General features: G+C 49.2%; 28 protein-coding genes. 12 read left to right on the top strand and 16 right to left on the bottom strand.

Features of this window, described 5'->3' with window-relative positions:
- Positions 1–24: 24 nt before the first annotated feature.
- Together SK33_RS10510 and SK33_RS10505 are read left to right on the top strand one after the other, a co-directional pair.
- Positions 25–261, top strand: a complete 237-nt coding sequence (locus tag SK33_RS10510) for a YebV family protein (RefSeq protein ID WP_029139506.1) — start codon at positions 25–27, stop codon at positions 259–261.
- Positions 262–363: 102 nt separating this feature from the next.
- Positions 364–555, top strand: a complete 192-nt coding sequence (locus SK33_RS10505; protein ID WP_003034941.1) for a YebW family protein — start codon at positions 364–366, stop codon at positions 553–555.
- Here SK33_RS10505 and pphA read toward each other — a convergent pair whose 3' ends face one another.
- The 5 genes from pphA to SK33_RS26420 all read right to left on the bottom strand — a co-directional run bounded on the left by pphA (position 556) and on the right by SK33_RS26420 (position 3,687).
- Complete coding sequence (pphA, locus tag SK33_RS10500; RefSeq protein ID WP_003034937.1) at positions 556–1,197, bottom strand: protein-serine/threonine phosphatase; 642 nt, start codon at positions 1,195–1,197, stop codon at positions 556–558. It abuts the gene before it with no gap.
- Between the two features lie 412 nt (positions 1,198–1,609).
- Positions 1,610–1,948 (bottom strand): YebY family protein, encoded by a 339-nt coding sequence (locus SK33_RS10495; RefSeq protein ID WP_003034934.1) that lies wholly within the window; start codon positions 1,946–1,948, stop codon positions 1,610–1,612.
- Positions 1,949–1,968: 20 nt separating this feature from the next.
- Positions 1,969–2,841, bottom strand: a complete 873-nt coding sequence (copD, locus tag SK33_RS10490) for a copper homeostasis membrane protein CopD (RefSeq protein WP_003034931.1) — start codon at positions 2,839–2,841, stop codon at positions 1,969–1,971.
- A gap of 3 nt (positions 2,842–2,844) precedes the next feature.
- On the bottom strand, positions 2,845–3,219 hold the full coding sequence (gene yobA / locus SK33_RS10485) for a CopC domain-containing protein YobA (RefSeq protein WP_003841654.1): 375 nt from the start codon (positions 3,217–3,219) through the stop codon (positions 2,845–2,847).
- A 258-nt stretch (positions 3,220–3,477) separates the two neighbouring features.
- Positions 3,478–3,687, bottom strand: a complete 210-nt coding sequence (locus tag SK33_RS26420; protein ID WP_003844137.1) for a hypothetical protein — start codon at positions 3,685–3,687, stop codon at positions 3,478–3,480.
- 154 nt (positions 3,688–3,841) lie between these two features.
- On the opposite strand from SK33_RS26420, the gene SK33_RS10480 reads away from it, so the two are divergent.
- The 4 genes from SK33_RS10480 (at position 3,842) to SK33_RS10465 (ending at position 7,268) form a co-directional block, all read left to right on the top strand.
- Positions 3,842–4,432: a hypothetical protein gene (locus tag SK33_RS10480; RefSeq protein WP_032939142.1), complete on the top strand. Its 591-nt coding sequence runs from the start codon at positions 3,842–3,844 to the stop codon at positions 4,430–4,432.
- A 492-nt stretch (positions 4,433–4,924) separates the two neighbouring features.
- Positions 4,925–5,116, top strand: a complete 192-nt coding sequence (locus SK33_RS10475; RefSeq protein WP_008322661.1) for a hypothetical protein — start codon at positions 4,925–4,927, stop codon at positions 5,114–5,116.
- A gap of 317 nt (positions 5,117–5,433) precedes the next feature.
- Positions 5,434–6,336 (top strand): diguanylate cyclase, encoded by a 903-nt coding sequence (locus SK33_RS10470; protein WP_003844140.1) that lies wholly within the window; start codon positions 5,434–5,436, stop codon positions 6,334–6,336.
- A gap of 353 nt (positions 6,337–6,689) precedes the next feature.
- Entirely contained in the window at positions 6,690–7,268 is a 579-nt protein-coding gene (locus SK33_RS10465; protein WP_003844141.1) for a recombinase family protein, read from the top strand.
- A gap of 306 nt (positions 7,269–7,574) precedes the next feature.
- Here the strand turns inward: SK33_RS10465 and SK33_RS10460 are convergent, their stop codons facing one another.
- The 4 genes from SK33_RS10460 to SK33_RS10445 form a co-directional block, all read right to left on the bottom strand.
- A complete protein-coding gene (locus SK33_RS10460) occupies positions 7,575–8,300 on the bottom strand; it encodes a YagK/YfjJ domain-containing protein (RefSeq protein WP_003844142.1) in 726 nt (241 codons plus the stop codon).
- Between the two features lie 417 nt (positions 8,301–8,717).
- Positions 8,718–9,692 carry a recombinase zinc beta ribbon domain-containing protein gene (locus SK33_RS10455; RefSeq protein WP_251363593.1) on the bottom strand — a complete coding sequence of 325 codons (975 nt, stop codon included), beginning with the start codon at positions 9,690–9,692 and terminating at the stop codon, positions 8,718–8,720.
- Positions 9,693–9,853: 161 nt separating this feature from the next.
- Positions 9,854–10,974 (bottom strand): IS3-like element ISSen4 family transposase gene (locus tag SK33_RS10450; RefSeq protein WP_096147877.1). Its coding sequence is split into 2 segments (ribosomal slippage): positions 9,854–10,716 and positions 10,716–10,974, totalling 1,122 coding nucleotides; the frame shifts between segments, so codons are not numbered across the junction.
- Between the two features lie 33 nt (positions 10,975–11,007).
- Positions 11,008–11,694 (bottom strand): recombinase family protein, encoded by a 687-nt coding sequence (locus SK33_RS10445; protein ID WP_247751834.1) that lies wholly within the window; start codon positions 11,692–11,694, stop codon positions 11,008–11,010.
- A gap of 148 nt (positions 11,695–11,842) precedes the next feature.
- Here SK33_RS10445 and SK33_RS10440 point away from each other — a divergent pair, with 148 nt between their 5' ends.
- From SK33_RS10440 to exoX, 3 genes are all read left to right on the top strand, one after another.
- Positions 11,843–12,073: a DNA polymerase III subunit theta gene (locus SK33_RS10440; protein ID WP_003034925.1), complete on the top strand. Its 231-nt coding sequence runs from the start codon at positions 11,843–11,845 to the stop codon at positions 12,071–12,073.
- Positions 12,074–12,179: 106 nt separating this feature from the next.
- A complete protein-coding gene (locus SK33_RS10435) occupies positions 12,180–12,836 on the top strand; it encodes a carbon-nitrogen hydrolase family protein (RefSeq protein WP_003034921.1) in 657 nt (218 codons plus the stop codon).
- A 23-nt stretch (positions 12,837–12,859) separates the two neighbouring features.
- Positions 12,860–13,522, top strand: a complete 663-nt coding sequence (gene exoX, locus SK33_RS10430) for an exodeoxyribonuclease X (RefSeq protein WP_048217917.1) — start codon at positions 12,860–12,862, stop codon at positions 13,520–13,522.
- On the opposite strand, the gene ptrB is transcribed toward exoX, so the two are convergent.
- From ptrB to yebG, 4 genes are all read right to left on the bottom strand, one after another.
- Complete coding sequence (gene ptrB, locus SK33_RS10425) at positions 13,513–15,567, bottom strand: oligopeptidase B (protein ID WP_178317586.1); 2,055 nt, start codon at positions 15,565–15,567, stop codon at positions 13,513–13,515. The two genes, exoX and ptrB, sit on opposite strands and share 10 nt — an antisense overlap.
- Before the next feature lie 86 nt (positions 15,568–15,653).
- Positions 15,654–16,313, bottom strand: a complete 660-nt coding sequence (locus SK33_RS10420; RefSeq protein ID WP_048217920.1) for a tellurite resistance TerB family protein — start codon at positions 16,311–16,313, stop codon at positions 15,654–15,656.
- A 94-nt stretch (positions 16,314–16,407) separates the two neighbouring features.
- On the bottom strand, positions 16,408–16,761 hold the full coding sequence (gene yebF / locus SK33_RS10415) for a protein YebF (RefSeq protein WP_003034909.1): 354 nt from the start codon (positions 16,759–16,761) through the stop codon (positions 16,408–16,410).
- A 121-nt stretch (positions 16,762–16,882) separates the two neighbouring features.
- Positions 16,883–17,173 (bottom strand): DNA damage-inducible protein YebG, encoded by a 291-nt coding sequence (yebG, locus tag SK33_RS10410; RefSeq protein WP_003034906.1) that lies wholly within the window; start codon positions 17,171–17,173, stop codon positions 16,883–16,885.
- Between the two features lie 131 nt (positions 17,174–17,304).
- Between yebG and purT the strand changes: the two genes are divergently transcribed.
- Complete coding sequence (gene purT, locus SK33_RS10405) at positions 17,305–18,483, top strand: formate-dependent phosphoribosylglycinamide formyltransferase (protein WP_048217921.1); 1,179 nt, start codon at positions 17,305–17,307, stop codon at positions 18,481–18,483.
- 67 nt (positions 18,484–18,550) lie between these two features.
- On the opposite strand, the gene kdgA is transcribed toward purT, so the two are convergent.
- The 3 genes from kdgA to zwf form a co-directional block, all read right to left on the bottom strand.
- The gene (kdgA, locus tag SK33_RS10400) at positions 18,551–19,192 is read right to left on the bottom strand and encodes a bifunctional 4-hydroxy-2-oxoglutarate aldolase/2-dehydro-3-deoxy-phosphogluconate aldolase (RefSeq protein WP_048217922.1); all 642 of its coding nucleotides are present in this window, start codon (positions 19,190–19,192) and stop codon (positions 18,551–18,553) included.
- Positions 19,193–19,226: 34 nt separating this feature from the next.
- A complete protein-coding gene (gene edd, locus SK33_RS10395) occupies positions 19,227–21,038 on the bottom strand; it encodes a phosphogluconate dehydratase (RefSeq protein WP_048217923.1) in 1,812 nt (603 codons plus the stop codon).
- A 233-nt stretch (positions 21,039–21,271) separates the two neighbouring features.
- Positions 21,272–22,747 carry a glucose-6-phosphate dehydrogenase gene (gene zwf, locus SK33_RS10390; protein ID WP_003034896.1) on the bottom strand — a complete coding sequence of 492 codons (1,476 nt, stop codon included), beginning with the start codon at positions 22,745–22,747 and terminating at the stop codon, positions 21,272–21,274.
- A gap of 367 nt (positions 22,748–23,114) precedes the next feature.
- Between zwf and SK33_RS10385 the strand changes: the two genes are divergently transcribed.
- Together SK33_RS10385 and pyk are read left to right on the top strand one after the other, a co-directional pair.
- Positions 23,115–23,984 (top strand): MurR/RpiR family transcriptional regulator, encoded by an 870-nt coding sequence (locus SK33_RS10385; RefSeq protein ID WP_003034893.1) that lies wholly within the window; start codon positions 23,115–23,117, stop codon positions 23,982–23,984.
- A 118-nt stretch (positions 23,985–24,102) separates the two neighbouring features.
- On the top strand, positions 24,103–25,545 hold the full coding sequence (gene pyk, locus SK33_RS10380) for a pyruvate kinase (RefSeq protein ID WP_048217924.1): 1,443 nt from the start codon (positions 24,103–24,105) through the stop codon (positions 25,543–25,545).
- Positions 25,546–25,554 lie beyond the last annotated feature (9 nt).

Here is a 25,554-nt window from a genome sequence, read left to right as displayed (position 1 = left end):
AGCAAATTAACGGAGAGCACGATGATGAAAACCAGTGTGCGCATTGGCGCTTTTGAAATCGACGACGCCGAGTTACATGGCGAATCGCCGGGGGACCGAACGTTAACCATTCCGTGTAAATCCGACCCGGATTTATGTATGCAACTGGATGCCTGGGATGCCGATACCAGTGTCCCGGCCCTGTTGAACGGAGAACATTCAGTACTATTTCGCGAACACTACGATCGTAAGTCAGATGCCTGGATCATGCGCCTTGCCTGATTCAAAAAGAACCCGTCGCCAGACGGGTTATTTCTTGGTTAATTTCCCTCATCTATCAACATCTTCTACACTACAGCTATGGCTTTACCATTTGAGGATGGAATGTTCACGCTGGTTCTTTTTGTGTGCTACCTGGATGGCGGTTGTGAAGATATCGTGGTTGATGTCTACAAAACTGAGCAGCAGTGCCTGATATCGATGGACGATCAACGTATTCGTAACGGAGGGTGTTTACCCGCGGATGACTACATCGATAGTTTCTGGCACCCGGCCCAGGAATACAGCGATTTTTGATTATTGCAGTTGTACCAGCGTTAACTCGCCGCCAAATACAGCACCGGTATCAATATAATGCAGATTCTCGCGATCCAGCCGATGGCGCAACGGCGTGTGGCCAAACCAAAAGTGATCCGCGCCGCGAATCCCACAACCGTTGTTCATTAGCCTCGAACGATCCCACAGCACACGCTGTAAATCGATCTTTTTTAGCCACTGATAATCATCATCCGGGTAATCGGCATGAGCAATAACGTGTATGCCGTTTTGACAGTGCAGCTCCAGAATCCAGGGTAATTGCCAACACTCTTCAAGAGCGAATTTTGCTGCCGGTTGCTCCGCCTGCGCATACCACGAGCCACCATTCATTAACCACATGAATTTATCCCCCGTCGCCAGCGCGTCCAGCGCCATCTGTTCATGATTCCCCCTGACCGCGACAATCCAGCGTTTACGCAATAATTTCAGGCAACGCAAACTGTCTGGTCCACGGTCAATAACATCCCCCACTGAAACCAGCAGATCCTGCCAGGGATCAAAACGGTACTGGCGCAGTTTAGCCATCAGTATCGAGAAGCAGCCGTGGATATCCCCAACCACCCAGACGTGACGCCACTGTGTACCGTCGATTCGTTGATAGATATTGTCAGGTCGTCCCATGTCGCCTCCAGAGTACAAGGGTACCTGGTTATAATTTTAGCAATGATGGTAAAAAAGCCTGGACGATCGAGGGCAGGAGTATGGTATGGTTTATGGAGAATGCAGCATGCGATAAGACGTGTTTTGCCCTGGATGGCATCGCATTCGCCACATAAAAAGAGACCGAATACGATTCCTGTATTCGGTCCAGGGAAATGGCTCTTGGGAGAGAGCCGTGCGCTAAAAGTTGGCATTAATGCAGGCTAAGTTACCCTGCCATTTAAGAATAGATGACAGCGCCAGGTTTTCCAGTCCGCGACTAAAGTGGCCGGAAAAAAAGGACGTTTGTTACGCATCCAAACGCAAAAACCGCAAGTTCTCGTGTGAGATCCTTGCGGTTTTTTATTGGAAATCAGAGCGCTACATCTGACAATTAGCAGAGCTTTTCTGCACGCTCCACAAACGGTGCCAGGCTCATTTTTTCGCCCGGTTTCGCCGGATCATCAATCTGGATAATCTCGATCGGCTTTGCCGTGGTTTTTCCGCTCTCCATCTGCTGTCTGGCAACATCATTCAACGGGTATTGCACCAGCGTACTGGGATTGATGACATACAGCGCGTTACCCGGGCGGCAGGTCAGCATCACCTCTTCCCGATTAAACGCCCACTTATCTTTGCCAACCTCAAAACGGCTGACGGTAATGACCTGCGGCGCAGCCAGCGCAGCTCCGGAGCTTGCCAGGAGTAATAAAGAGATAATGATTTTTTTCATGCGTTTCGCCAGTCCATCAATCAGAAAGGTTCAAGGGTTGCGAACAGGCTGACAATTGCCAGCACAACGGCTCCTATACCCCATTCCAGCTTGGTCATCCAAATAAAATAGAGAGTCATGCCGCGGTTATCCTGCTGCATGCGTGGTACCAGAACATACCGATTCACCAGCGCAATCGCCACCATTAGCATGACCAGGGCACCTTTTAACAAAAGCAGTCGCCCGTAAGCCATGTGCCAGGGAACAGAAAAACCAACAATAAACAGCGCATTCATAATACCGGTAAGTAAAACACCGATAACAAAAAGATGCCCGTAGCGGGAGAAACGCATCATGGTGCTGATGGCCTGTTCTCGCCAGCGGCCATGCGCCATTCGCATACAGTAAAGTACGGGTAGCAGGCCACCGAACCAGGCGGCGGCGCATATCAGATGCAAGGCATGGTTAACCTGCTGGATTGCCCCAGTAATACCACTATGCAGCGTCGCATGCCCGACGCCAGCCAGCAAAATAAACTGCGCAATCGTCAGCATCAACAGCCGTCGCGGCATGCTACGCGGTACGATAATAACCACCACCAGAGTGACCAGCGCGAGGATAATCTGCCATAACCAGACGCCGCCAAACTGCGTTTGCAACACCGCGCCCCATACATCTGTAGAGATAACATCCCGCCAGCCTGAGCCCATTAACCCACCCTGGATCGCCAGCATCAGCGTCGCGCTGATAAAGCTCCACGTTGCGGCATGCCGTTGCAGACGCAAAAAACGACGCATCATTAAACGACGAACCGAAACGGGAGCCAGCCATGCACCGTAAAGCGCACAGCCAAACACCAGCATCAACGTGGTAAAATGGATAAACCGTAATGCAACCCAGGTAAATGCCAGCATCGGTTATTTCACGCTAAAGGTATATTGCCCCTTCGTCTTGTGACCATCCACGGAAACAACGTGCCAGTCGACCGTATATTTTCCTGCTTCAAGTGTTTGATCAAGCGGAACAATCAGCTGCGTTTTGTCCTGCTCACTGCGTGACGCCTTGCCCGTTTTGATCTGTTCTTTGTTTGGACCTGTCAGGGTTGCGCCGCTGAATCCCGGCTCTACGCCTTCAGAAAAATTCAGCGTCAACGCCTGAGGAGATGCCACTACCTCGGCATTAGCAGCCGGGCTTTGTTTTGTGAGGTGGGCATGCGCCAGGGCGGCGGGCGTTGCCAGCACGCTGGCGAGTACGATGAGAGCGCTGCGAAGCATAGATGCAGATGAAGCCATTTCAACTATTCCTTTTTGTTATGTCTAATCTATAGAGAATAACCTTCTACAATGATCGAGTCGAGAATCATCATTTCGGTCTTGCCATAATTATGTTTGATGCGAATCGTTTAACTACCTGATTTATATTTATTATAAACTCAAAAAGAACCACTACAAGGGCAATTCCTTTAGTCATACATCAGGCGTTCTCAACCCTATGGTTGTAATATATCGCAGACCGTACTCAGTATGTAACCCAATAAAAAAAAAGAAATTTTACTCACTATCGTTTGTATCAAAAGTCTTGATGTAAGGACAGTGTTTCGATTTTGTGATGTAAGTAAACGTATAAATACTATTGCTATACACACATAAGGTTTTCCCGTTCCCTGTGGTTGACTGTTCCGGATTGTTCATGGTCACACGCCCAGCGCCAGCGCTGAAGGTCATTATCAATCCGATAAGTATCGCTGCATATCTTTTCATTTTTCATTCCCCTTGTTGTCATCAGTGCTAACTCAGTGTAAGTGCCGCCATGAAAATACATCAATCGATCAAAAATAATTATCGATTTGATAGAAATTATTCATAGAACTAGTTAGAGTGTATGCATGAGATTTTCACTTCACGGCATGAAAGGATGATGGCTTTGACTACTAACCAAATGAAAAACAATAATCTGTACTTCTATCTCTACATGGCGATTCCAGTCCTGTTCCCGGCTATTTACTTTTTCACCATGAATGATGTGGCTGCTCTCATCGTTTTCTATGTGGCTGCCATCATCTGTGTGATTTTCGACCAGAAGGAAATAGTTAAGGCTGGCAACGAATCCAAACCTCAGTTTGTAGGGTCGGCTCTGGGGATTCTCATTTTTCCACCTCTTTACGTTTACGGGAGGGCTAAAACTGCTGACTTGAAGATGAGCACACGATGGGCGTGGTTCTTCGCATACATTGCAGTTGCGTTGAGTTGTTCCGCCATCACTGTTGTTTTAGATGACAGCGAAACACTTAAGACGAGCGCTTGTGAGATCACGACTTCAATATTCAAAGACAAGGGGAGTGAGGTGAAGTGCCTTGTTGTGGAGGATGTGAAGAAGGTTGCAGACAAAAACTATCGCGCGAAAGCTGTGTTGAGTAATGGCATTGATATGCCCATCACCATTGAAGAGCGTAACGACGATTACATTTATGTGACGTTAGCCCCGCTGAGTGGCTTTCTTGAGTAATAGACCGACGCAGGGGGAGCAATCCCCAAATCTTACCCAGTCTACCGCCACGAAGATTTCAGATGTACCTTATTACCAAATAGCGCACAGAAGAATAATATCCCCGGCACAATGTCTGATCGGCCAGGCCGCTTCTCGCTGCTCATAAACGTAACATTATTGATAAATAAGATTCTCAGGAGGTTAACCCGTAAACCTCCTGAGGGGCAATTGCCCTACGTTACAAAGAATCTACTTGCCTAGTCTAGGCTAAAAGAAAATAACTCACTTTCGTTACAAAAAATATTGATTTCTAGCATCTTTTCATGTGGTCGTGGTAAACGAAGCCCTTTGGATTTTATATTGATTCCCCACTGAAGCACATTGGTACTATAAAGGTACTTCATTATATTTGATCAGGATCTCAATCTCCCCTCCCACAGCATAAAAAATTTATGCTTTAGTGGTAGTCAAACCAGATATTTTATTCTAGTGTGTATTGAGACTAATCTGATGGAAGTTTTTGAAATGGATGATGAAGAAAGACGCTTGTGGAAAAATTTTAGGGATGCGTTAAGGCGCTTATTGGAGCACCCGGACTTAAGCTCTTCACAGAGGGATTACATTCTTAAAAACATCAGAGGATTTGCGCCAGAATATAATGTAATTGATTTGCGTAGTAAGCAACATAAGAAAAAGGAGTAAATATTCCTGAACCAGCCCCCAGAACCCTTCACCATTATATTATTTTAGACTGGCCCCCTGCTTCTTTTACATCTTTATCATCTGGAATGAAAATTTAATGATATATCTCAAATGATTAACGTCAGAAAGTGGTAATAACATACTTACGGTGACGTTAGTCTGATTCGTAACACGTTGAGTCGCCCCCCATACTGCTTTGGAGATGTTGATTCTGATGGTTGTTACAAAACTGTATGTTATCTGCAAGACAAGCATCTATCTTCCTGAGTTCAGCTATGTCGCCAAACTCTATTATTCCAAATCAGAAGGGGTAAGCGATGACATTTAATATTGATGATATTGATGCTTCATTATCCGCATTGAATGCGGCGCTTAAAGAGCATTATCTCCGGGGGGAAAAATTACTGTACCTGATCTTGTTTGGTGATTTGACCGATCACAACATAATAGATAATGATTCTCATCTTCATTGTCAGTTTTGTGAATGGCTGACGTTGCGTATGCGGGGCGATACCCTAGACAGAAATATGGTTTTGAGTATCAGCCGCAATCACGACGCGATGCACAATATTACTCGAATGTTAATGCAGGCTGTAGTATCCGGAACCACGACAAAAGAACTGGTTAGCCAGTATCATGGCTGCCAACTTGCATTTATTGACAGTATAGAGACCTACAGATCCAGTCTCTCTACATTCCGTAACCAGCATGACACCTTAACAGGGTTACCATTACGGCATCTGTTATACCAAGAATATCCATCCTTTCTTGAGCGTTGCCGACGAAACCTGTCCGAATTTTATGTGCTAATGCTGGATATTGACCGTTTTAAAAGCATCAATGATACCTGGGGGCATAACGCGGGCGATGAAGTGCTTAGACTGGTTGCGAGCAGGTTAAGTTCAGCGACTCGCCGTTCAGAGCGTCTTTACCGTTTTGGCGGTGAAGAGTTTATTATACTGCTGGAGACAAAAGGTCGCATGGCCGCTGAATCTGCTGCGGAACGTATCCGTTGCAACCTGAGTAGTTATGAGATCATTATTTCTGGGCAGCTAGTGCATATTACTGTAACGGGGGGACTAACCCGTGTGGAAGCACATGAGGAACTGCATTCGGTAATTGCCCGAGCGGATAATGCTATGTACTACGGTAAAAATAATGGGCGTAATTGTTGTGTGACGGTTATGGCTGATGGAGAGCCGAGTCGGATATCTAGATAGCAGCCTCTAATGCCAGTAAAGTAAATTGTCAAAATATAACAAATAGTTACCTGAAAATATGATATGAGGGTCTGAACATGCCCTGTTATGTTCAGACCCTCCGTTTAAAATATCATCAACAAATTGTCTGATCTGCCAGGCAGGTTCTCTCCGCACGTAAAGGTAACTCTCGATCTTTTACAAATATCATACGGGTGTCACCGCTGGCGTCGAACAGAGTAGTATCAACAATCGAACGTTTTATGATACCAGTAAACCCTACCTTAAATTGGTGTCATTAAATTAGCATATTGACATTATGATACCATTAGTTAATTATGATACCGTTTTTGATACCAATCAGGGGAGTGATTATGAGCCGTACATTTGCATATTGCCGTGTGTCCACCAGCGAACAGTCGACAGAAAACCAGATTATGGCGATTCGTCAGGCTGGCTATGAGGTGAATGATAACAGGGTGGTATCAGAAACCGTGTCAGGAGGAGTACAGGCAATGCAGCGCAAAGGCTTTGCTGATATGGTGACTCATAAACTGGAGGCTGGGGATCAGCTTGTAGTATTGAAACTGGACCGCCTGGGAAGGGACAACATCGACGTGCAGCAAACCATTACGATGCTGGTGGATAAAGGGATTGATGTTGTTTCACTGGATCTGCCTGTGCGTAACCTTTCCAGCGCGGAAGGGAAGTTGATGCTGCAAATGTTTTCTGCGTTTGCAGAGTTCGAAAAATCCCGCATCATTGAACGTACAAAAGAGGGTTTAGTAAGAGCCAGGAAGGAAGGGAAGAAGTTAGGCCGTCCGGTTGCGTCAGATACCCTTCAGCGTGTACAGGAAGCCAGAGCTAAGGGGCTGAGTCAGTCCAAAGCGGCGTTAGCATTGAATTTAAGTCTCCCAACTATCAAACGAAACTGGAACATCAAAGAGGCGTAAGATTTAACCTGTCTTCACTAAGATTCAGATACTGCCCTGCCAACGTGTGAGGCTTAATTATGGCTATTTTCGGGTCAATTAATCCGAAATATTCCGGCGTCAGTAAATCCAGCGGAGCCGCACACCAGCTTAAATCTACGTGGAAAAGATAGAGATGTGGTGCTATATTCAAAAGTTGAGCCGTGATATATGAGAGAAGGCATTGTTAAACGCAATGAGCGCTATCGTGAGCGTTTTTTGTGGCGTGGGTAATGCGAAGGTACTGCCTCCTGATTTGAAGGCCGTAGAGAGCGTTACGCGAAGGATTTAGCAATTATGGTTTTTATTGCTCAATTTTGATGTTGAGTGTACCCGATCCCCATTTCCGGTCTGATACTTCCCACGCTCTTTCGCCAGATACGATACCCACAGAAAAGGCCCCTCGAGCGTTTTCGGCTTATTTCTTTCGATAATGTAATAATTCGGATATCTTTCCGTTGCCTTTGGCAGTTCCACCAGCGCCGCTTTACCGCCCGTCAGACCCATCCAGATTTCAACAATGCTTCCGGCAATGCCACTTGTGGGTGTCCCAAGGCGTCTGACCTGTCGATGCGGGAGGGCAATCCAGCAATGGTAATGCACCTGTTTTGCTTTCTCTTGCTCCCGTACCCAGCCATAAGCAAAGTTGAGGATCGGTTCTGCCAACCCCACAGGTCGGTTTAATTTAGACTTCAGACGTTCACGTAGTTTTTTAAACAGGTCGCTTACCCACCTGTTGCCTGTGTCTATTGGGGTATTCTCAGGTAAGCGTAAATCGAAGCGAGAGAAGTAAACCCGGCTGTAGATGGATAGTATTGCATCAAGCTGTTCTGCTACTGGGGTAAGGATATCAAGGCGAATACCAGATTGGTCGGTGGTGTTGATCGGGTAGGCGTAACCATGACGAATGAAAACATCACCTGTGATGACCTTGTAACGCCCGTGTGTATGGACTTTGGTTGTGTAAGGAGTAGCCTGTGTGAGTACTGAATGAGTAGTTCCTTCTTCTGACACAACAACCCCGTTAGTTATTTATGTAAACAACCCTCGCGTACACACACGTATAAGTTATTACCATCTGACCACCGTAAAACGAAGCAATTACGGGTAGCATAAACCCCATCAGACAAAGGCTAATGGTAAAAAAGATGGATAAAATTTTTTCGAAGAAAGTTTACATGATGTAGATAATCCCAAAATTACAATAGCGCACAAGTCATGGCAGTGCAAAGATTATTTTTAATCTGTGGTATTTTTCGGGTTTGCTTCTGCCATTTTGCCGTTTTTGCGATAACCCAACAAGGTACTTCCCAGTTGATAAGTGCTTTGCTTTGGATCAGTGGGCAGCGCTGACATTCTGGTTACATACGGGCAGGAATTGATGCGTTCTGGCGCGGTCAGAACCAGCAACAGATACCGCCACGACCAATATTATCTTTTCGAGAAAAAGTCTCTTCCTAATGGTTCCGGCAGCCCCAATGCGGCGACCATCCTGTCCGATGCAGCCATGTATCCATCAATATCTGTAGCGTCTAGAGATGTTTCTAGAACATCAGAAAAAACAGCCGCGAACTTTGTATAAAGCTGATCATGCGGCGTCCTAGTAAGCGTATAAGATTTTTCTTTACCCTGCATAACCCCTTGAAAAGTCATGTGGCTATAGTCATGAAATCTGAAATCAATTCTCAAGGCTTTGTCTTTTAATTTTGAAATAGTGATTTCAGGTAGGCACTTTCTTACAACCTCGCGGATTTGCATCCGGTCAGTATGGGTGACATCGCCCAATAGTTCATCTGAAAACAGGCTAAGTGTCTTTATGATCAACTCATCCAACTCGTTCTCTGAACCCTGTAGAGCTAATTTCTGTTTCAGGGAGTCCAGTTCTAATAATAGGGATTGCTCACGCTGTGAAAGCACTGCAACTTGTTCTATTAATTCCTGAATCGGTCCAATCGTGCTGATCGCCTGCGCCTGATTGGTTAACTGTTTCTTTACTAACCCCAGTTCAGTCTCTTTAGATTCAATTAATGGCGTCAAATCTTCCGTTTTAGTGTTTCCTAACAGGATACTATGCGTATATCCGTACACCAGAGCACGGGCTGTTAAATTCTCAACAATACTTCCGTTCACTGACCAGACCTTACAGGACGATTTCTGAATTTTTCCATTTGAACAAACATAGCGAAGTCGACCTTCTCGACTATATGCAATCATAGGACCACCGCATAACCCACACTTCAGAACACCTAATCCAGATAAAAGGCTGATCATTTTTTTCTGTTCACCTTGTACAAACTTGTTCCCAGTTCTGATGTCCTGAATACGTGCAAACTGTTCAGGCGTCACCAACGCAGGGTAATACCCATCTAGCTTGTGCTCATAACCTTCAATTGTCAGTTTCTTCACCCCCATTAATGCAGGGTTTTTTCTCATCGTCACCAAGTTAGGGACTGCCCATTTTTTTACACCTTGATCAATCTGTCTCTTTGTCGGTTTTGGGGCTGGATATAAGTCTAAATGTGAATTCAGATATGCAGTTGACCTGCCCCCACGATTAGATACAACACTCAGTTAGTAACGTCGGAATCTTCATTCTCAGAATGACCCTTTCTCCAGCCCGCTGCAAATTCAGACGGTGTCTGATAATTCAGCGTGGAGTGCGGGCGGCATTCGTTATAATCCTGCCGCCAGTCATTAATAATTTTCCTGGCATGAACGATATCGCTGAACCAGTGCTCATTCAAACATTCATCGCGAAATCGTCCGTTAAAGCTCTCAATAAATCCGTTCTGCGTTGGCTTGCCCGGCTGGATTAAGCGCAACTCAACACCATGCTCAAAGGCCCATTGATCCAGAGCACGGCAAGTGAACTCCGGCCCCTGGTCAGTTCTTATCGTCGCCGGATAGCCTCGAAACAGTGCAATGCTGTCCAGAATACGCGTGACCTGAACGCCTGAAATCCCAAAGGCAACAGTGACCGTCAGGCATTCCTTTGTGAAATCATCGACGCAGGTAAGACACTTGATCCTGCGACCGGTGGAAAGTGCGTCCATGACGAAATCCATCGACCAGGTCAGATTGGGCGCCGCCGGACGGAGCAGCGGCAGACGTTCTGTTGCCAGCCCTTTACGACGTCTTCTGCGTTTTACGCCCAGGCCACTGAGGTGATAAAGCCGGTACACGCGCTTATGATTAACATGAAGCCCTTCACGGCGCAGCAACTGCCAAATACGACGGTAGCCAAAACGCCTGCGCTCCAGTGCCAGCTCAGTGATGCGCCCTGATAAATGCGCATCAGCAGCCGGACGGTGAGCCTCATAGCGGCAGGTCGACAGGGATAAACCTGTAAGCCTGCAGGCACGACGTTGCGACAGACCGGTCGCATCACACATCAACATCACGGCTTCCCGCTTCTGGTCTGTCGTCAGTACTTTCGCCCAAGAGCCACCTGAAGCGCCTCTTTATCCAGCATGGCTTCGGCAAGCAGCTTCTTGAGTCTGGCGTTCTCTTCCTCAAGCGACTTCAGGCGCTTAACTTCAGGCACCTCCATACCGCCATACTTCTTACGCCAGATGTAAAACGTGGCATCGGAAATGGCATGCTTGCGGCAGAGTTCACGGGCGGGTACCCCAGCTTCGGCTTCGCGGAGAATACTGATGATCTGTTCGTCGGAAAAACGCTTCTTCATGGGGATGTCCTCATGTGGCTTATGAAGACATTACTAACATCGGGGTGTACTAATCAACGGGGAGCAGGTCACAGTGACACGGAAGCAACCCCACCCCATAAGGAACAGCTCTACAGCCTTTTGTGCTGCAACCCAGTGAACCGGATGTGGTTTAACTGCTTCATATTTCGAACCACTCGAGTCAAACCACCACGGATCATTACTCATGTTTTTTATGTTGGTGGGTTGACCTTGTTTAAAACGAGCAACAAGCGCCCTAGCAGTGTTGTTGGTGCGATTCTGTTTAGTTTTAGATTCTTCGTTTGCTCTACTGAACATCAGCAATGAAATCAACATATCTGTAGGATTTTCATTTGCTGATTCCATCGTATAGACGCGCTGATCCATACCTGTTACTACAGTCAAACCTAGATCGAGCAAATCAAGCAATAGCTTTTGTGCAGTCCCTACCCCGCTCCGCGTGAGTCGGTCCAAGTTTTCAATAAAAATGGTTGAATCCTTTTCTATAACCCCATCTTTGACAGCTTGAATAAATGAACCTAAAGCACCATGTGTAATATTTTTACCTTTGAATGCGGATATCCCAGCGTCTCTAATTTCTGCGTATTCCAAGCCATTCTCAGTAGCATAATTGCGTGCAGCTTCTGTCTGCCTAGCTAAAGATGTCCCCACCGTTTGTTTCTGGCTTGACCAGCGGATATAGCTGTATAATTTTTTCATGTAGTGGTGTCTCAGTAGGTCCGTTTCCTTGTGGATGTCACTAGTTTACATCAACTGCATTGATTGGCATCTATTTATATTATGGCTTGCCATTAATGCACACTCTTAGTAACTTTGCGCGCCGAAAGACAGAGAAAAGGAGAAGCCCATGAACATCAATCTGGCCAAACTTGAGCAGGCGGAGATGGATAAGGTCAATGTTGACCTGGCCGCTGCAGGTGTAGCGTTTAAGGAGCGATACAACATGCCGGTTGTTGCCGAAGTTGTTGAGCGTGAACAGCCCGAACATTTACGCGACTGGTTTCGCGAAAGACTCATCGCGCACCGACTGGCATCCGTTTCCCTTTCACGTTTACCTTACGAGCCTAAAGTTAAATAAAACTTATACTACGTTACGATTCCTTACATGATGGCTGCTACAGTATAAGCATATTCTTAATCTATACTTTCAGGATGATTGTAGACACTATGAAAAGGAAATCATTATGTCACACTGGAAAATCGCAGCAGCGCAGTACGAACCTCTTCACACCTCAGTTACCGAGCATGTCGCACATCACCTGCAATTCATTCAGGCAGCCGCCCAATGCCAATGTGAATTGCTGGTCTTTCCTTCCCTCTCCTTGTTAGGTTGTGTTGATGAACATGACGCGCTTCCTGCCCCACCCGATGAAGCGCTGTTAGAACCTCTCGCCCATGCCGCCGCGATTTATCGTATGACAATCATTGCGGGACTACCGGTGGAACATAACAACCGGTTCGTAAAAGGCATCGCGCTCTTTTCTCCCTGGATGACCTCGCCCTTAACGTTTCATCAAAGTCACGGAGCCTGTATTGCCAGACAGCAAAATGCCATTAGCGTAGTGGATAGCCAGCCGGAAGGTATCGATATCGACCCGGCTTACTCCCTGTTTACCAGTAGTCAGTCCATTAGCGAACCCGAATTGCTCTCCTCCACATCTCGTCTACAGAGTTTCTCGCATAAGTTTGCCATAGCTGTATTAATGGCCAATGCGCGTGGCAGCAGCGCGTTATGGGATGAGCGAGGCCGATTGATTGTTCGCGCAGACAGCGGTTCTTTGCTGTTAACCGGTCAACGCACGCCACGGGGTTGGCAAGGTGATATCATTCCATTACGCTAGTCGTTTTGGGTCAGGAGCATGGCATGTTGCGCATAATAGATACAGAAACCTGTGGTCTACAGGGAGGCATTGTTGAAATTGCTTCTGTCGATGTGGTTGACGGAAAAATAGTCAACCCAATGAGCCACCTGGTACGCCCTGACCGCCCCATCAGCCCACAGGCGATGGCTATCCATCGCATTACTGAAGCAATGGTGGCCGATAAGCCGTGGATTGAAGACGTCATCCCGAAGTATTACGGCAGCGAGTGGTACGTGGCGCACAATGCCAGCTTTGACCGCCGCGTATTACCCGATATGCCCGGGGAGTGGATTTGCACCATGAAGCTCTCCCGCCGTTTGTGGCCGGGGATCAAATACAGCAACATGGCGCTGTATAAATCGCGCAAGCTGAGTGTCCAGACGCCAGCGGGTCTCCACCATCACCGCGCCCTGTACGACTGCTATATCACTGCGGCACTCCTGATCGACATCATGCAGACGTCAGGCTGGACAGCCGATCAAATGGTCGATATTACCGGCCGTCCCGCGTTACTCACTACTTTCACTTTTGGTAAGTACCGCGGAAAACCGGTATCAGAAGTGGCTGAACGTGATCCGGGCTATCTGCGCTGGTTATTTAACAACCTTGATAATATGAGCCCGGAACTGCGATTAACGCTAAAACACTATTTGGATCACGCCTGAGCAGGCAGTGTTCCCTGCGCCAGTCCAATCAAAAAAGCGTACTCAAGAGCCACACCTTCGTAAGATTTAAAACGCCCGGATTTACCGCCGTGTCCGGAATCCATATCCGTGCAAAGTAGCAGCAAACGATCGTCCGTTTTCAGCTCACGCAGTTTTGCCACCCATTTTGCTGGTTCCCAGTATTGCACCTGGGAATCGTGTAATCCCGTCGTGACCAGCAGATGCGGATACGCCTGCGCGGTTACATTGTCATACGGGCTGTAGCTTTTCATATAGGTGTAATACTCTTCGTCCTGTGGATTACCCCACTCTTCAAACTCACCGGTCGTCAGGGGAATTGATTCATCGAGCATTGTGGTCAGCACATCGACAAACGGCACCTGCGCAATAACACCATGGAAGCGTTCCGGGCGCTCATTAATGGCGACGCCCATTAACATTCCCCCGGCGCTTCCTCCCATTCCATAACATAACTCAGGCGCGCCATAGCCCATTTTTAGCAGCGCATCACAGACGTCGAGGTAATCATTAAAGGTATTTTTCTTGCGCAGAAACTTACCGTCCTCGTACCACTGTTGTCCTAATTCACCACCGCCACGCACATGGGCAATGGCGTAAACAAAGCCGCGATCCAGTAAGCTTAAACGGCTGCTGCTGAAATCGGCATCCATGCTGGCGCCATATGAGCCATAGCCATAAACCAGTAACGGATTTTTTCCTTTCAGGAAATACTTTTGATGATAAACCAGCGAAACCGGAACCTCGGTGCCATCACGTGCCGTTATCCATACGTGTTCGCTACGGTAATTCGCCGCATCAAATCCGGGGACCTCCGTCTGCTTAAGCACACGACGTTCCCCGGTGTCCATATCCAGTTCAAACAATGTGTCCGGGGTAGTCATGGAGGAATAGCCATAGCGCAGGCGCGATGTCTCCGGCTCTGGATTATAGGCAAGCCAGGTCACATATGCCGGATCGTCAAAGGCGATCCCGACCACTTCGCGCGTTTTACGATTAATCTGCCGCAGGCTGGTTAAGCCCCGCTGACGCTCTTCTACCACCAGCCAGTCGGTGAATAACGTAAAGTCCTCCAGCATCACGTTGTCACGCGGTGGGATCAGCGTCTCCCAGGCTTGCTCATCACGAACACGGGTACGGTACAGGCCGAAATTTTTCCCCTGACGGTTGGAGCGCAGATAAAAATTGTGCTGATAGTGATCGAGACTGTATTCGTGGTCTTTGCGTCGCGCTAAAAAGACCAACGGTTCGGCATCTGCCAGTTCTGCATCAAGCAACAAAACTTCACTGGTGGTCGCACTGGCAATGTGGATAATCACATAATGCAATGATGTGGTTTTATGCAGACTGACATAAAACATGTCATCGGCTTCTTCATACACCAGCTCATCCAGTGACGATGGCGAACCGACTGTATGTCGCCAGACCTGATACGGCAATAACGTCGTTTCGTGCTTGCGCACGTAATAGAAAGTCTGAGAATCATTCGCCCATACGAGATCCGCTTCGACGTTTTCCAGCACTTCCGGATACCAGTTGCCGCTTTGCAGGTTGCGAAAACGCACGCCATATTGCCGGCGAGAGAGATAATCTTCGGCCAGTGCCATGATGGTGTTATCCGGTGATATCGCCACTCCTCCCAGCGTATAAAACTCGCTGTGTGCCGCGCGCAGGTTCCCATCCAACAAAGTGTCCCAATCATCCCACTCTTCACTGAAGGCAGACTGACGCTGATAGATGGCATATTCGCACCCCGGTTCATAAATATGCCGGTAGCGATAACCATTCTTCACATAGGGGGCAGAAGCATCCTGAGGCGGGATACGGTCGATAATCTCTTTCAGGACGCGATCCTGCAAAGCCTGCTGCGAGGCCATAACCTGACGGCCATACGCATTTTCTTGTTGCAGATAATCCAGCACTTCTGGCTGCGAGCGAGTGTCATCTCGCAACCAGTAATAATTATCAACACGAGTATCGCCATGCTGCGTCATGGCGTGGGGAATACGAGAAGCTTTTGGTAGCATGTCATTGTTCTTTTGCTTAAACATCCTATAAGGGTGGCAAAAGACAGCAATGATGCAAGCGAAACATGCGCCTTAGCGGTAAGTAATTAACCCGGTAACGCCTGTTTTTGTTCCTTGAGATCCTGTTCAATGCCTTCACGAACATCCTGCGGGATCTTCAACGCATCGCCCAGCGCATTGAGATAACTACGTTCCATAAAGTGGTCGATATCAATCGCCGCACAGCTCAGGAAGTAAATTTCTAGCGCTTCTTCTTCGTTACGGATCCCATGCGCCAATCGTTGAGGGTCTAACGGTTGTTCGATGGCGCGTTCAATCAGAACGCGGCCCTGCTCTTCCACGCCCGCTTCACGGAGCTGCTGCTCAATGGCGCTACGTTCTTTGGCATCAATATGGCCATCGCTTTTCGCCGCAAAAACCAGCGCCAGAATCAGACGTTCGGTTCGCTCATCCAGCGGTGAGCTTTGTGCACCAAACTGCGGCTCATCCTGATGCGCTGCGCGAACTTTATCCTTGTACTTGTTCCATAACACAGTCCCGGCAACCGCGCCGCCGCCCACCAGAAGCGCGCTGGTGCCGTATTTACTCAGTAATTTACGAGAAGATTTGTTGGCAACCAGTAATCCTGCCAGACCGCCTAACGCGCCTGGAACGAGAAGTTTACTCAGCCCTTGCTCGCCAGAAGATGACGCGGAGGAACCCTTTTGCCCAAGAAGAGATTGTAGTTGATTTAGCCAGTTAGCCATTTTGCCCCTCAAGTACAGACGAATAATCATCAAAGCGTACCCGAGGGGATGTCAGGAAGTGTTCAGGTCATCAAAAGATGTGCAAATACCTCCGTTACTGCGGCTGATACTCCGCTGTTCCGGCTTTGCAGTCGACTTTTACCTGATAGTGAATATCCGCACTTTTACCGCGAACCGTCAGGGGAACTGACCATTTCCCGTCTTTGCCCGTAATATCGGGCGTGTTTACCCAGGCGACAGGATCGGCTTGCCCGACGCGCTTTTGATCGTCAGCCCAGCGCGCGATGCGATTTTGTTGATAATCACGTTTCACGCTCGCCGCAATACCGTTAGCGTCCAGTCCCTCACACTTGGGGAACTGGACGTTTTTGCTTTCCATATTTGCCGCAAATACAGATACGCTGGCAGACAGCAGTAGCAGGCTCAATAGCGTTCTTTTTTTATACATTCTTTTCTCCTTAATCTCCCCTTCGTCATTCAGATTGCCTGTAGCAACGAGAAATAACGTCAGGGATTGCACAATGATTCAGGGAAAAGCATGGTACAAAACGTCAGGAGCGCAAGTCGTTTCAGGCAGCCTGAGTATCATCCCCAGCGTGCGCATCGTTTTCGACAGCCTGCGGCGAAGGCAGCTTGCCATTTTTCAGAATGGCGCTCAGCACATCTTTTTGCTCAGCCAGCCACAGGGAAAGCGCTTCGCGCTGCTCGTCTTCAAGCGCTACCGGCGATTGCTCCAGCCATGTGTCGAGCAGATCTGCTGTATCCAGCATTTTGTCATACGCATCGGCTTCCTTTTTGCTGGTAAACGACATTTTTTCCTCACCTTCCCGAATGACTACGTATTTAACTTCAACCGCCATTTTGCAGCCTCTTAAATTACCTGTATTTATGTACAGTATATTCTTTTTAAGCCCTGAAATCAACCTGGTAATAAAGACAGACGCAAACGTTTTCGTATATACTGCGCCCAGATAAAACAGGGGATTAATTTATGACGTTATTAGGCACAGCGCTGCGTCCAGCAGCAACGCGAGTGATGTTATTAGGTTCGGGAGAACTGGGTAAAGAAGTAGCAATTGAATGTCAACGCCTGGGTGTGGAAGTCATTGCCGTGGATCGTTACCCCGACGCGCCAGCCATGCACGTTGCCCATCGCTCATACGTTATCAACATGCTGGATGGCGAAGCATTACGCCAGGTCGTCGAGCGTGAAAAACCACATTATATCGTGCCGGAAATTGAGGCGATCGCCACGGATATGCTGGTAAAACTGGAGCAGGAAGGCCAGCGTGTTGTGCCATGTGCAAGAGCAACGCAACTGACCATGAACCGGGAAGGAATCCGTCGCCTCGCCGCCGAAGAATTGTCTCTACCGACCTCTTCTTACCGCTTTGCTGACAGTGAAGTCCGCTTTCGCGAAGCCGTCGCTGAAATCGGCTACCCCTGCATCGTGAAACCGGTAATGAGTTCATCCGGTAAAGGACAAAGCTTTATCCGTTCAGCCGATCAGCTCGCTGCAGCCTGGGACTATGCTCAACAGGGCGGTCGGGCTGGTGCTGGACGCGTTATCGTCGAAGGCGTAGTGAATTTTGATTTTGAAATCACCCTGCTAACCGTTAGCGCCGTTGATGGCGTGCATTTCTGCGCGCCGGTTGGACATCGACAGGAAGATGGCGATTATCGCGAGTCCTGGCAGCCGCAACAGATGAGTGAACTAGCGCTGGCGCGCGCGCAGGAGATTGCCCGCAAGGTGGTTCTGGCGCTGGGTGGTCACGGACTGTTTGGTGTGGAGCTGTTTGTCTGCGGTGATGAGGTGATTTTCAGCGAAGTCTCCCCTCGCCCTCACGACACGGGTATGGTGACCTTAATTTCGCAGGATCTGTCTGAGTTTGCCCTGCACGTACGTGCATTTCTCGGTCTGCCCGTTGGCGAAATCCGCCAGTATGGGCCTTCTGCTTCCGCTGTTATTCTGCCGCAACTTACCAGTCAGAATATCACGTTTGATAACGTGCAGGCCGCTGTAGGTGCGGGTATGCAAGTTAGGTTCTTTGGCAAACCGGAAATCGACGGGAGCCGTCGTCTGGGCGTTGTGCTGGCCACAGCACAGAGCATTGAAGATGCGGTGATACGCGCGAAAGACGCGGCCGCACAGGTGAAAGTTACTGGATAAAAAAACGGGCCGAATGGCCCGTTACAGATTCGCAGGCCCGGTAGTGATTACCGGGCATTTTGCGCAATTATTGCTTCACGCCTTCAACAGCCTCACGAGCCAGTTTGGTAATGCGATCGTAATCACCTGCTTCCAGCGCATCTGCCGGAACCAGCCAGGAACCGCCGATGCACAGCACGCTTTTCAGTGCCAGGTAGTCGCGGTAATTCGCTGGAGAGATACCACCGGTTGGGCAGAAACGGACCTGTGAGAACGGACCCGCAATCGCCTGCAGCGCTTTAGTACCGCCATTTGCTTCAGCAGGGAAGAATTTGAACTCTTTCAAACCGTAGTCCATACCCAGCATCAGTTCAGATACGGTGCTGATACCAGGGATCAGCGGAATAGTGCCTTCCGTTGCGGCTTTCAGCAACGGCTCGGTCAGACCCGGACTGATAGCAAACTGTGCACCGGCTTCGGTAACTTCAGCCAGCTGTTGTGGATTCAGTACAGTACCTGCACCAACGATAGCGTCCGGAACTTCTTTTGCGATCGCGCGAATGGCATCCATCGCACATGCGGTACGTAGGGTCACTTCCAGAACGCGCACGCCGCCTGCAACCAGCGCTTTTGCCATCGGCACTGCGTGTTCCAGTTTATTAACCACGATAACCGGTACAACCGGGCCAGTGGTCAGGATTGCTTCTGCACTTGTCTTCCAGTTTTTCATCAGAGTTTTCTCTCGCCTGATTACAAAATAAGTCTTAAAAAGTGATACAGGTTGCGCCCTGTTCCGCACCGGACAGCTTTTCACGCAACGCGCTGAACATTTCACGGCCTGTGCCCACGCGCGATGCGCTGAGGTCAGGAATATGAGGCTGACGAGAAGCAAGTTCCTCTTCATCAACTAGCAGCGTCAATTCACCTGTCTGTCCATTCACACGAATGATGTCGCCATCGTGTACTTTTGCCAGCAGCCCGCCATCATAGGCTTCTGGGGTTACATGGATTGCAGAAGGCACTTTACCTGAAGCACCTGAAAGTCGTCCATCGGTAACTAACGCAATTTTGAAACAACGGTCCAATAATACACCAAGTGGCGGCATGAGTTTATGTAATTCTGGCATTCCGTTTGCTTTTGGTCCCTGATGGCGCACAACCACTACGCAATCACGGTCGAGCAGTCCCGCATCGAAGGCAGGTAATACATCATGCTGACTTTCGAAAACAACCGCGGGCGCTTCAATCACCTGATTTTCTACCGGTACCGCCGACGTTTTCATCACTGCGCGGCCGAGGTTTCCACTCAGCACTTTGGTGCCGCCGTGGTGGGAGAAAGGCTGGTCAAAGGTGGCTATCACGTTGCTGTCCAGCGACTTCGCTGCACCTTCACGCCAGTCCAGCTCACCCTCGTTGAGCCAGGGTTCCATGGTGTAGCGCGATAAACCAAACCCGGCAACGGTGTTCACATCTTCATGCAGCAGACCCGCATTAAGCAGTTCACGCATTAACACCGGCACGCCACCCGCCGCCTGGAAGTGGTTAATGTCTGCCGGACCATTCGGGTACAGACGCGCCATCAGCGGCACGATATCGGACAGATCGGAGAAGTCGTCCCAGTTAATCAGAATACCGGCCGCGCGCGCCATCGCGACCAGGTGCATTGTATGGTTAGTGGAGCCCCCGGTCGCCAGCAGCGCGACAATACCGTTGACCACTACTTTTTCATCGATCATTTTACCGATCGGCATCCATTCATTGCCGTTGCCGGTCAGACGCGTTACCTGACGAGCCGCAGCGGCGGTCAACGCTTCGCGCAGCGGCGCATCCGGGTGCACGAATGAGGATCCTGGCAGTTGCATCCCCATAAACTCCACTACCATCTGGTTGGTGTTTGCCGTGCCATAGAACGTACAGGTACCCGGTGCGTGATAAGACGCAGCTTCGGATTCAAGCAGCGCCATACGATCGACTTTACCTTCAGCATACAGCTGACGGATACGCACTTTTTCTTTGTTCGCCAGACCACTCGCCATCGGGCCAGAGGGAATAAAGATCGAAGGCAGATGACCAAATGACAGTGCCGCCATCACCAGACCCGGGACAATTTTGTCGCACACGCCAAGGAATAACGCGCCGTCGAACATATTGTGTGAGAGTCCCACAGCAGCCGACATAGCAATCACTTCGCGACTCAGCAGCGAAAGCTCCATCCCATCCTGTCCCTGGGTCACACCGTCGCACATCGCAGGAACACCGCCAGCGACCTGGCCTACCGCATTGGCTTCATGCAGCGCTTTACGAATGATGTCCGGGTAATGTTCGTACGGCTGATGCGCGGAAAGCATATCGTTATAGGAGGTAATGATCGCGATATTGTTACGCAGCATGCTTTTCAGCGAAGCCTTGTCATCCGGCTGGCAGGCAGCAAAACCATGCGCCAGGTTACCGCACGCCAGTTGTGAACGATGAACGGTAGTCGATTTCGCTTGTTCAATACGGGCAAGGTAGGCGGAACGTGTGTCGCGAGAACGTTCGACGATACGTTGTGTTACGCGTAACAAATTCGGATTCATAGAGGCTCCTAAAATTTATCTGTCAGAGCGTTGGAAAAACAATGTGTTTCAGTTGGGTTAAAAACAGCTGAATCGCTTGTTAGCCGTAGCTCAGGGGCAAAATCGTTTCAGGCAGTGTAATAAAAAAAGCCCCGCGGGTGAATCCACGCGAGGCTTAAAAGTGCAAAAATTATTCTACAATCTGTGTTAGATCATGTTACCGGTAAAATAACACCTATGGGCTAGATGATATTTTACTCGAATTCGTTCCAGGAACGACCATCACGGGTAATCATGGCCACAGAGGCAACCGGTCCCCAGGTCCCGGCCTGATAAGGCTTCGGTGCGTCGTTGTCCATTGCCCAGGCTTCGGTAATAGAGTCGACCCACTTCCATGCTTCTTCAACTTCATCTCGACGCACAAACAGCGCCTGAATGCCGCGCATCGTTTCAAGCAGCAGACGCTCATAAGCGTCGGCCAGATGTGTTTGGTTGAAGGTTTCGGAGTAGCTCAGATCAAGTTTGGTAATTTGCAGGTTATGCTTGTGATCCAGGCCCGGCACTTTATTCAGGACCTGGATATCGACACCCTCATCAGGCTGCAAACGGATGGTCAGCTTGTTCTGTGGCAGGTCCTGCCAGGATTCTCTGAACAGGTTCAGCTCAGGCGTTTTGAAGTAAACCACGACTTCAGAGCACTTGGTCGGTAAACGTTTACCGGTACGCAGGTAGAATGGAACACCCGCCCAGCGCCAGTTATCGATATCCACACGGATTGCCACAAACGTTTCCGTATTGCTGCTCTTGTTCGCACCTTCTTCTTCCAGGTATCCCGGAACTTTTTTGCCCTGGGCAAAACCGGCGGTGTACTGACCGCGAACCGTTTTTTCTCGCACGTTCGAACGATCGATGCGACGCAGTGATTTCAGTACCTTCACTTTTTCATCACGGATGCTGTCAGCGCTCAGATCGGACGGTGGAGACATCGCGATCATGCATAGGATTTGCAGCAGGTGGTTCTGGATCATGTCGCGCATCTGACCGGCCTGGTCAAAGTAGCCCCAGCGCCCTTCAATGCCCACTTCTTCCGCCACGGTAATTTCTACGTGATCGATAGTGCGGTTATCCCAGTTGTTCACAAACAGGGAGTTGGCAAAACGCAGTGCCAACAGGTTCAGTACCGTCTCTTTGCCGAGATAGTGGTCGATGCGGTAAACCTGGCACTCTTCGAAATACTCGCCGACCTGATCGTTAATTTCGCGCGATGTTGCCAGTGACGTTCCTAACGGTTTTTCCATCACCACGCGGGCAGGCTTAGCATTCAGCTTTGCTTCACCCAAACCTTTGCAGATTGCGCCAAAAGTGCTTGGCGGCATCGCGAAATAGTTAATAGTGGTACGTGATTTCTGATCCAGCATTTCACCCAGACGGCTAAATGCGGCGGTATCATTGACGTCCAGATTACAAAACTCCAGACGACCGCTGAGGGTCTCCCATAAACCTTCATCGATTTTTTCTTTCATGAAGGTTTCGAGCGCTTCGCGCACAACCTTGGTATAAGCTGCTTTGTCCCAGTCGGCACGCCCAACCCCAATGATACGGGTTTCCGGGTTAATCTGGCCGGCCTTTTCCAGTTGATACAGGGAAGGCAGCAATTTCCGTCGCGCCAGGTCGCCCTTCGCACCGAAAATGACCAGGTCACATGCCTGGGCTGTTTGCGTTACCGCCATGTCATTCTCCTCAATTAAGTGCCTGGTGCTTTTGCCAGACACTGGTTGTAATTTTATTACAGTGCACTGTACTGCTTTTACGTGAATCCGGAAACCGTAAACGCTTATCCAGCCGTGCTGTTACCGCGAACAGCCGCTTTATTGGCGTATAACCCATCAAAATGGATAAAAAAGTCGTATTTTTCGTACCCATGACGAAGTATGAAAATCCGACTCCGATCATGTAATGAAAAAAAACAACAACTATTCTGTCCATTTTGCCCCGTTGCTGCATTAGCAGGGGTAATATCTATACACTAAATTGTGTATCGGTTTCCCCGTATCGCTGAAATCGTTTTTGCCCATGACCCATGAGTCTACCTACATCATGAATATGCTGGAAAAAATCCAGTTAAAACTGGAACATTTGAGCAAGTCAGAGCGTAAAGTCGCCGACATTATTCTTGCCTCTCCCGAGCGGGCAATCCATTCAAGCATCGCCGCACTTGCTGTAGAAGCGAATGTCAGCGAGCCAACGGTGAACCGTTTCTGTCGCAGCATGGACACCCGCGGCTTTCCTGATTTTAAACTGCATCTGGCGCAAAGTCTGGCAAATGGCACCCCTTATGTTAATCGCAATGTGGATGAGGATGACAGCGTAGAATCTTACACGGGGAAAATCTTCGAGTCAGCGATGGCAAGCCTCGACCACGTTCGCCAGTCGCTGGATAACGCGGCGGTAAACCGGGCGGTAGATTTATTAACCCAGGCGAAGAAAATTGCCTTCTTTGGTTTAGGTTCTTCCGCCGCGGTAGCGCATGACGCGATGAATAAATTTTTCCGCTTTAACGTGCCGGTAATTTATTCCGACGATATTGTTCTGCAACGCATGAGTTGTATGAATTGTAGCGACGACGACGTCATTGTGCTTATTTCTCATACCGGAAGAACCAAAAGTCTGGTTGAACTGGCGCAGTTAGCGCGGGAAAACGATGCCATGGTTATCGCCCTCACCTCTCCCGGTACGCCACTGGCACGGGAAGCCACGCTGGCAATTACCCTCGATGTACCGGAAGATACTGACATTTATATGCCCATGGTCTCTCGACTTGCTCAACTGACCGTGATAGATGTGCTGGCTACAGGATTTACTTTGCGCCGAGGGGCAAAATTTAGAGATAACTTGAAGCGTGTCAAGGAAGCGCTCAAGGAATCGCGTTTTGATAAAGAATTACTCATCAAGAGTGATGACCGCTAAAAGCAATAACAATGTTCTACCCTTTTATCATCCGGGTTGTTCATTTACCGTTAATGTTTGAGAACGGCCGGATCAATGTTCACGCAACACCAAGTTGTTTCAGTCAACGGAGTATTACATGTCCAGAAGGCTTCGCAGAACCAAAATCGTTACCACGTTAGGCCCGGCAACTGACCGCGATAACAACCTTGAGAAGATTATCGCCGCGGGTGCGAACGTCGTACGTATGAACTTTTCCCACGGCTCTCCAGAAGATCACAAACTGCGGGCGGATAAAGTCCGTGAAATTGCCGCAAAACTGGGACGTCATGTAGCTATTTTGGGTGACCTGCAGGGACCTAAAATCCGCGTATCCACCTTTAAAGAAGGTAAAGTATTTCTTAACGTTGGCGACAAGTTCCTGTTAGACGCCAACCTCGGCAAAGGCGAAGGCGACAAAGAAAAAGTCGGTATTGATTATAAAGGGCTACCTGCTGACGTCGTGCCTGGCGATATCCTGCTGCTCGACGACGGTCGCGTACAGCTTAAGGTGCAGGAAGTTCAGGGCATGAAAGTCTTCACCGAAGTCACCGTCGGTGGCCCGCTATCCAATAACAAGGGCATCAACAAACTGGGCGGCGGTCTCTCTGCTGAAGCCCTGACCGAAAAAGACAAAGCCGACATCATTACCGCAGCGCAAATCAGCGTTGACTACCTGGCCGTCTCCTTCCCGCGCTGCGGTGAAGATCTGAACTATGCCCGCCGTCTGGCACGCGATGCCGGTTGCGATGCGAAAATTGTCGCCAAAGTAGAACGTGCAGAAGCCGTCTGCGACCAGAATGCGATGGATGACATCATTCTGGCTTCCGACGTAGTGATGGTGGCACGTGGCGACCTGGGCGTTGAAATCGGTGACCCTGAGCTGGTAGGTATTCAGAAAGCGTTGATTCGTCGCGCGCGTCAGCTGAACCGTGCGGTCATTACCGCTACGCAGATGATGGAGTCGATGATTACCAACCCAATGCCGACTCGTGCGGAAGTGATGGATGTGGCTAACGCCGTCCTCGACGGCACCGATGCCGTGATGCTCTCTGCAGAAACAGCAGCAGGTCAGTACCCGGCGGAAACCGTCGCGGCAATGGCGCGCGTCTGTCTCGGCGCTGAAAAGATCCCGAGCATCAACGTCTCTAAACACCGCCTTGACGTGCAGTTTGATAACGTTGAAGAAGCGATTGCGATGTCAGCGATGTACGCTGCTAACCACCTGAAAGGGGTCACCGCTATCATCGCAATGACGGAGTCCGGTCGCACTGCGCTGATGACTTCTCGTATCAGTTCCGGTCTGCCGATTTTCGCGATGTCCCGTCATGAGCGTACGCTGAATCTGACCTCGCTGTACCGCGGTGTCACACCGGTTCACTTCGACAGCGAAACTGACGGCGTCGTTGCCGCCAATGAAGCGGTGAACCTGCTGCGCGATAAAGGCTACCTGGTTTCTGGTGACCTGGTGATCGTGACCCAGGGCGATGTGATGAGCACCATTGGCTCAACCAACACCACGCGTATTCTGACCGTAGAATAAGTCGCTTAA

Source organism: Citrobacter sp. MGH103 (assembly GCF_001034475.2).
GTDB lineage: Bacteria > Pseudomonadota > Gammaproteobacteria > Enterobacterales > Enterobacteriaceae > Citrobacter > Citrobacter freundii.
The sequence above is the reverse complement of the archived record's forward strand: the minus strand, read 5'-3'. Positions and strand labels throughout refer to the sequence as shown.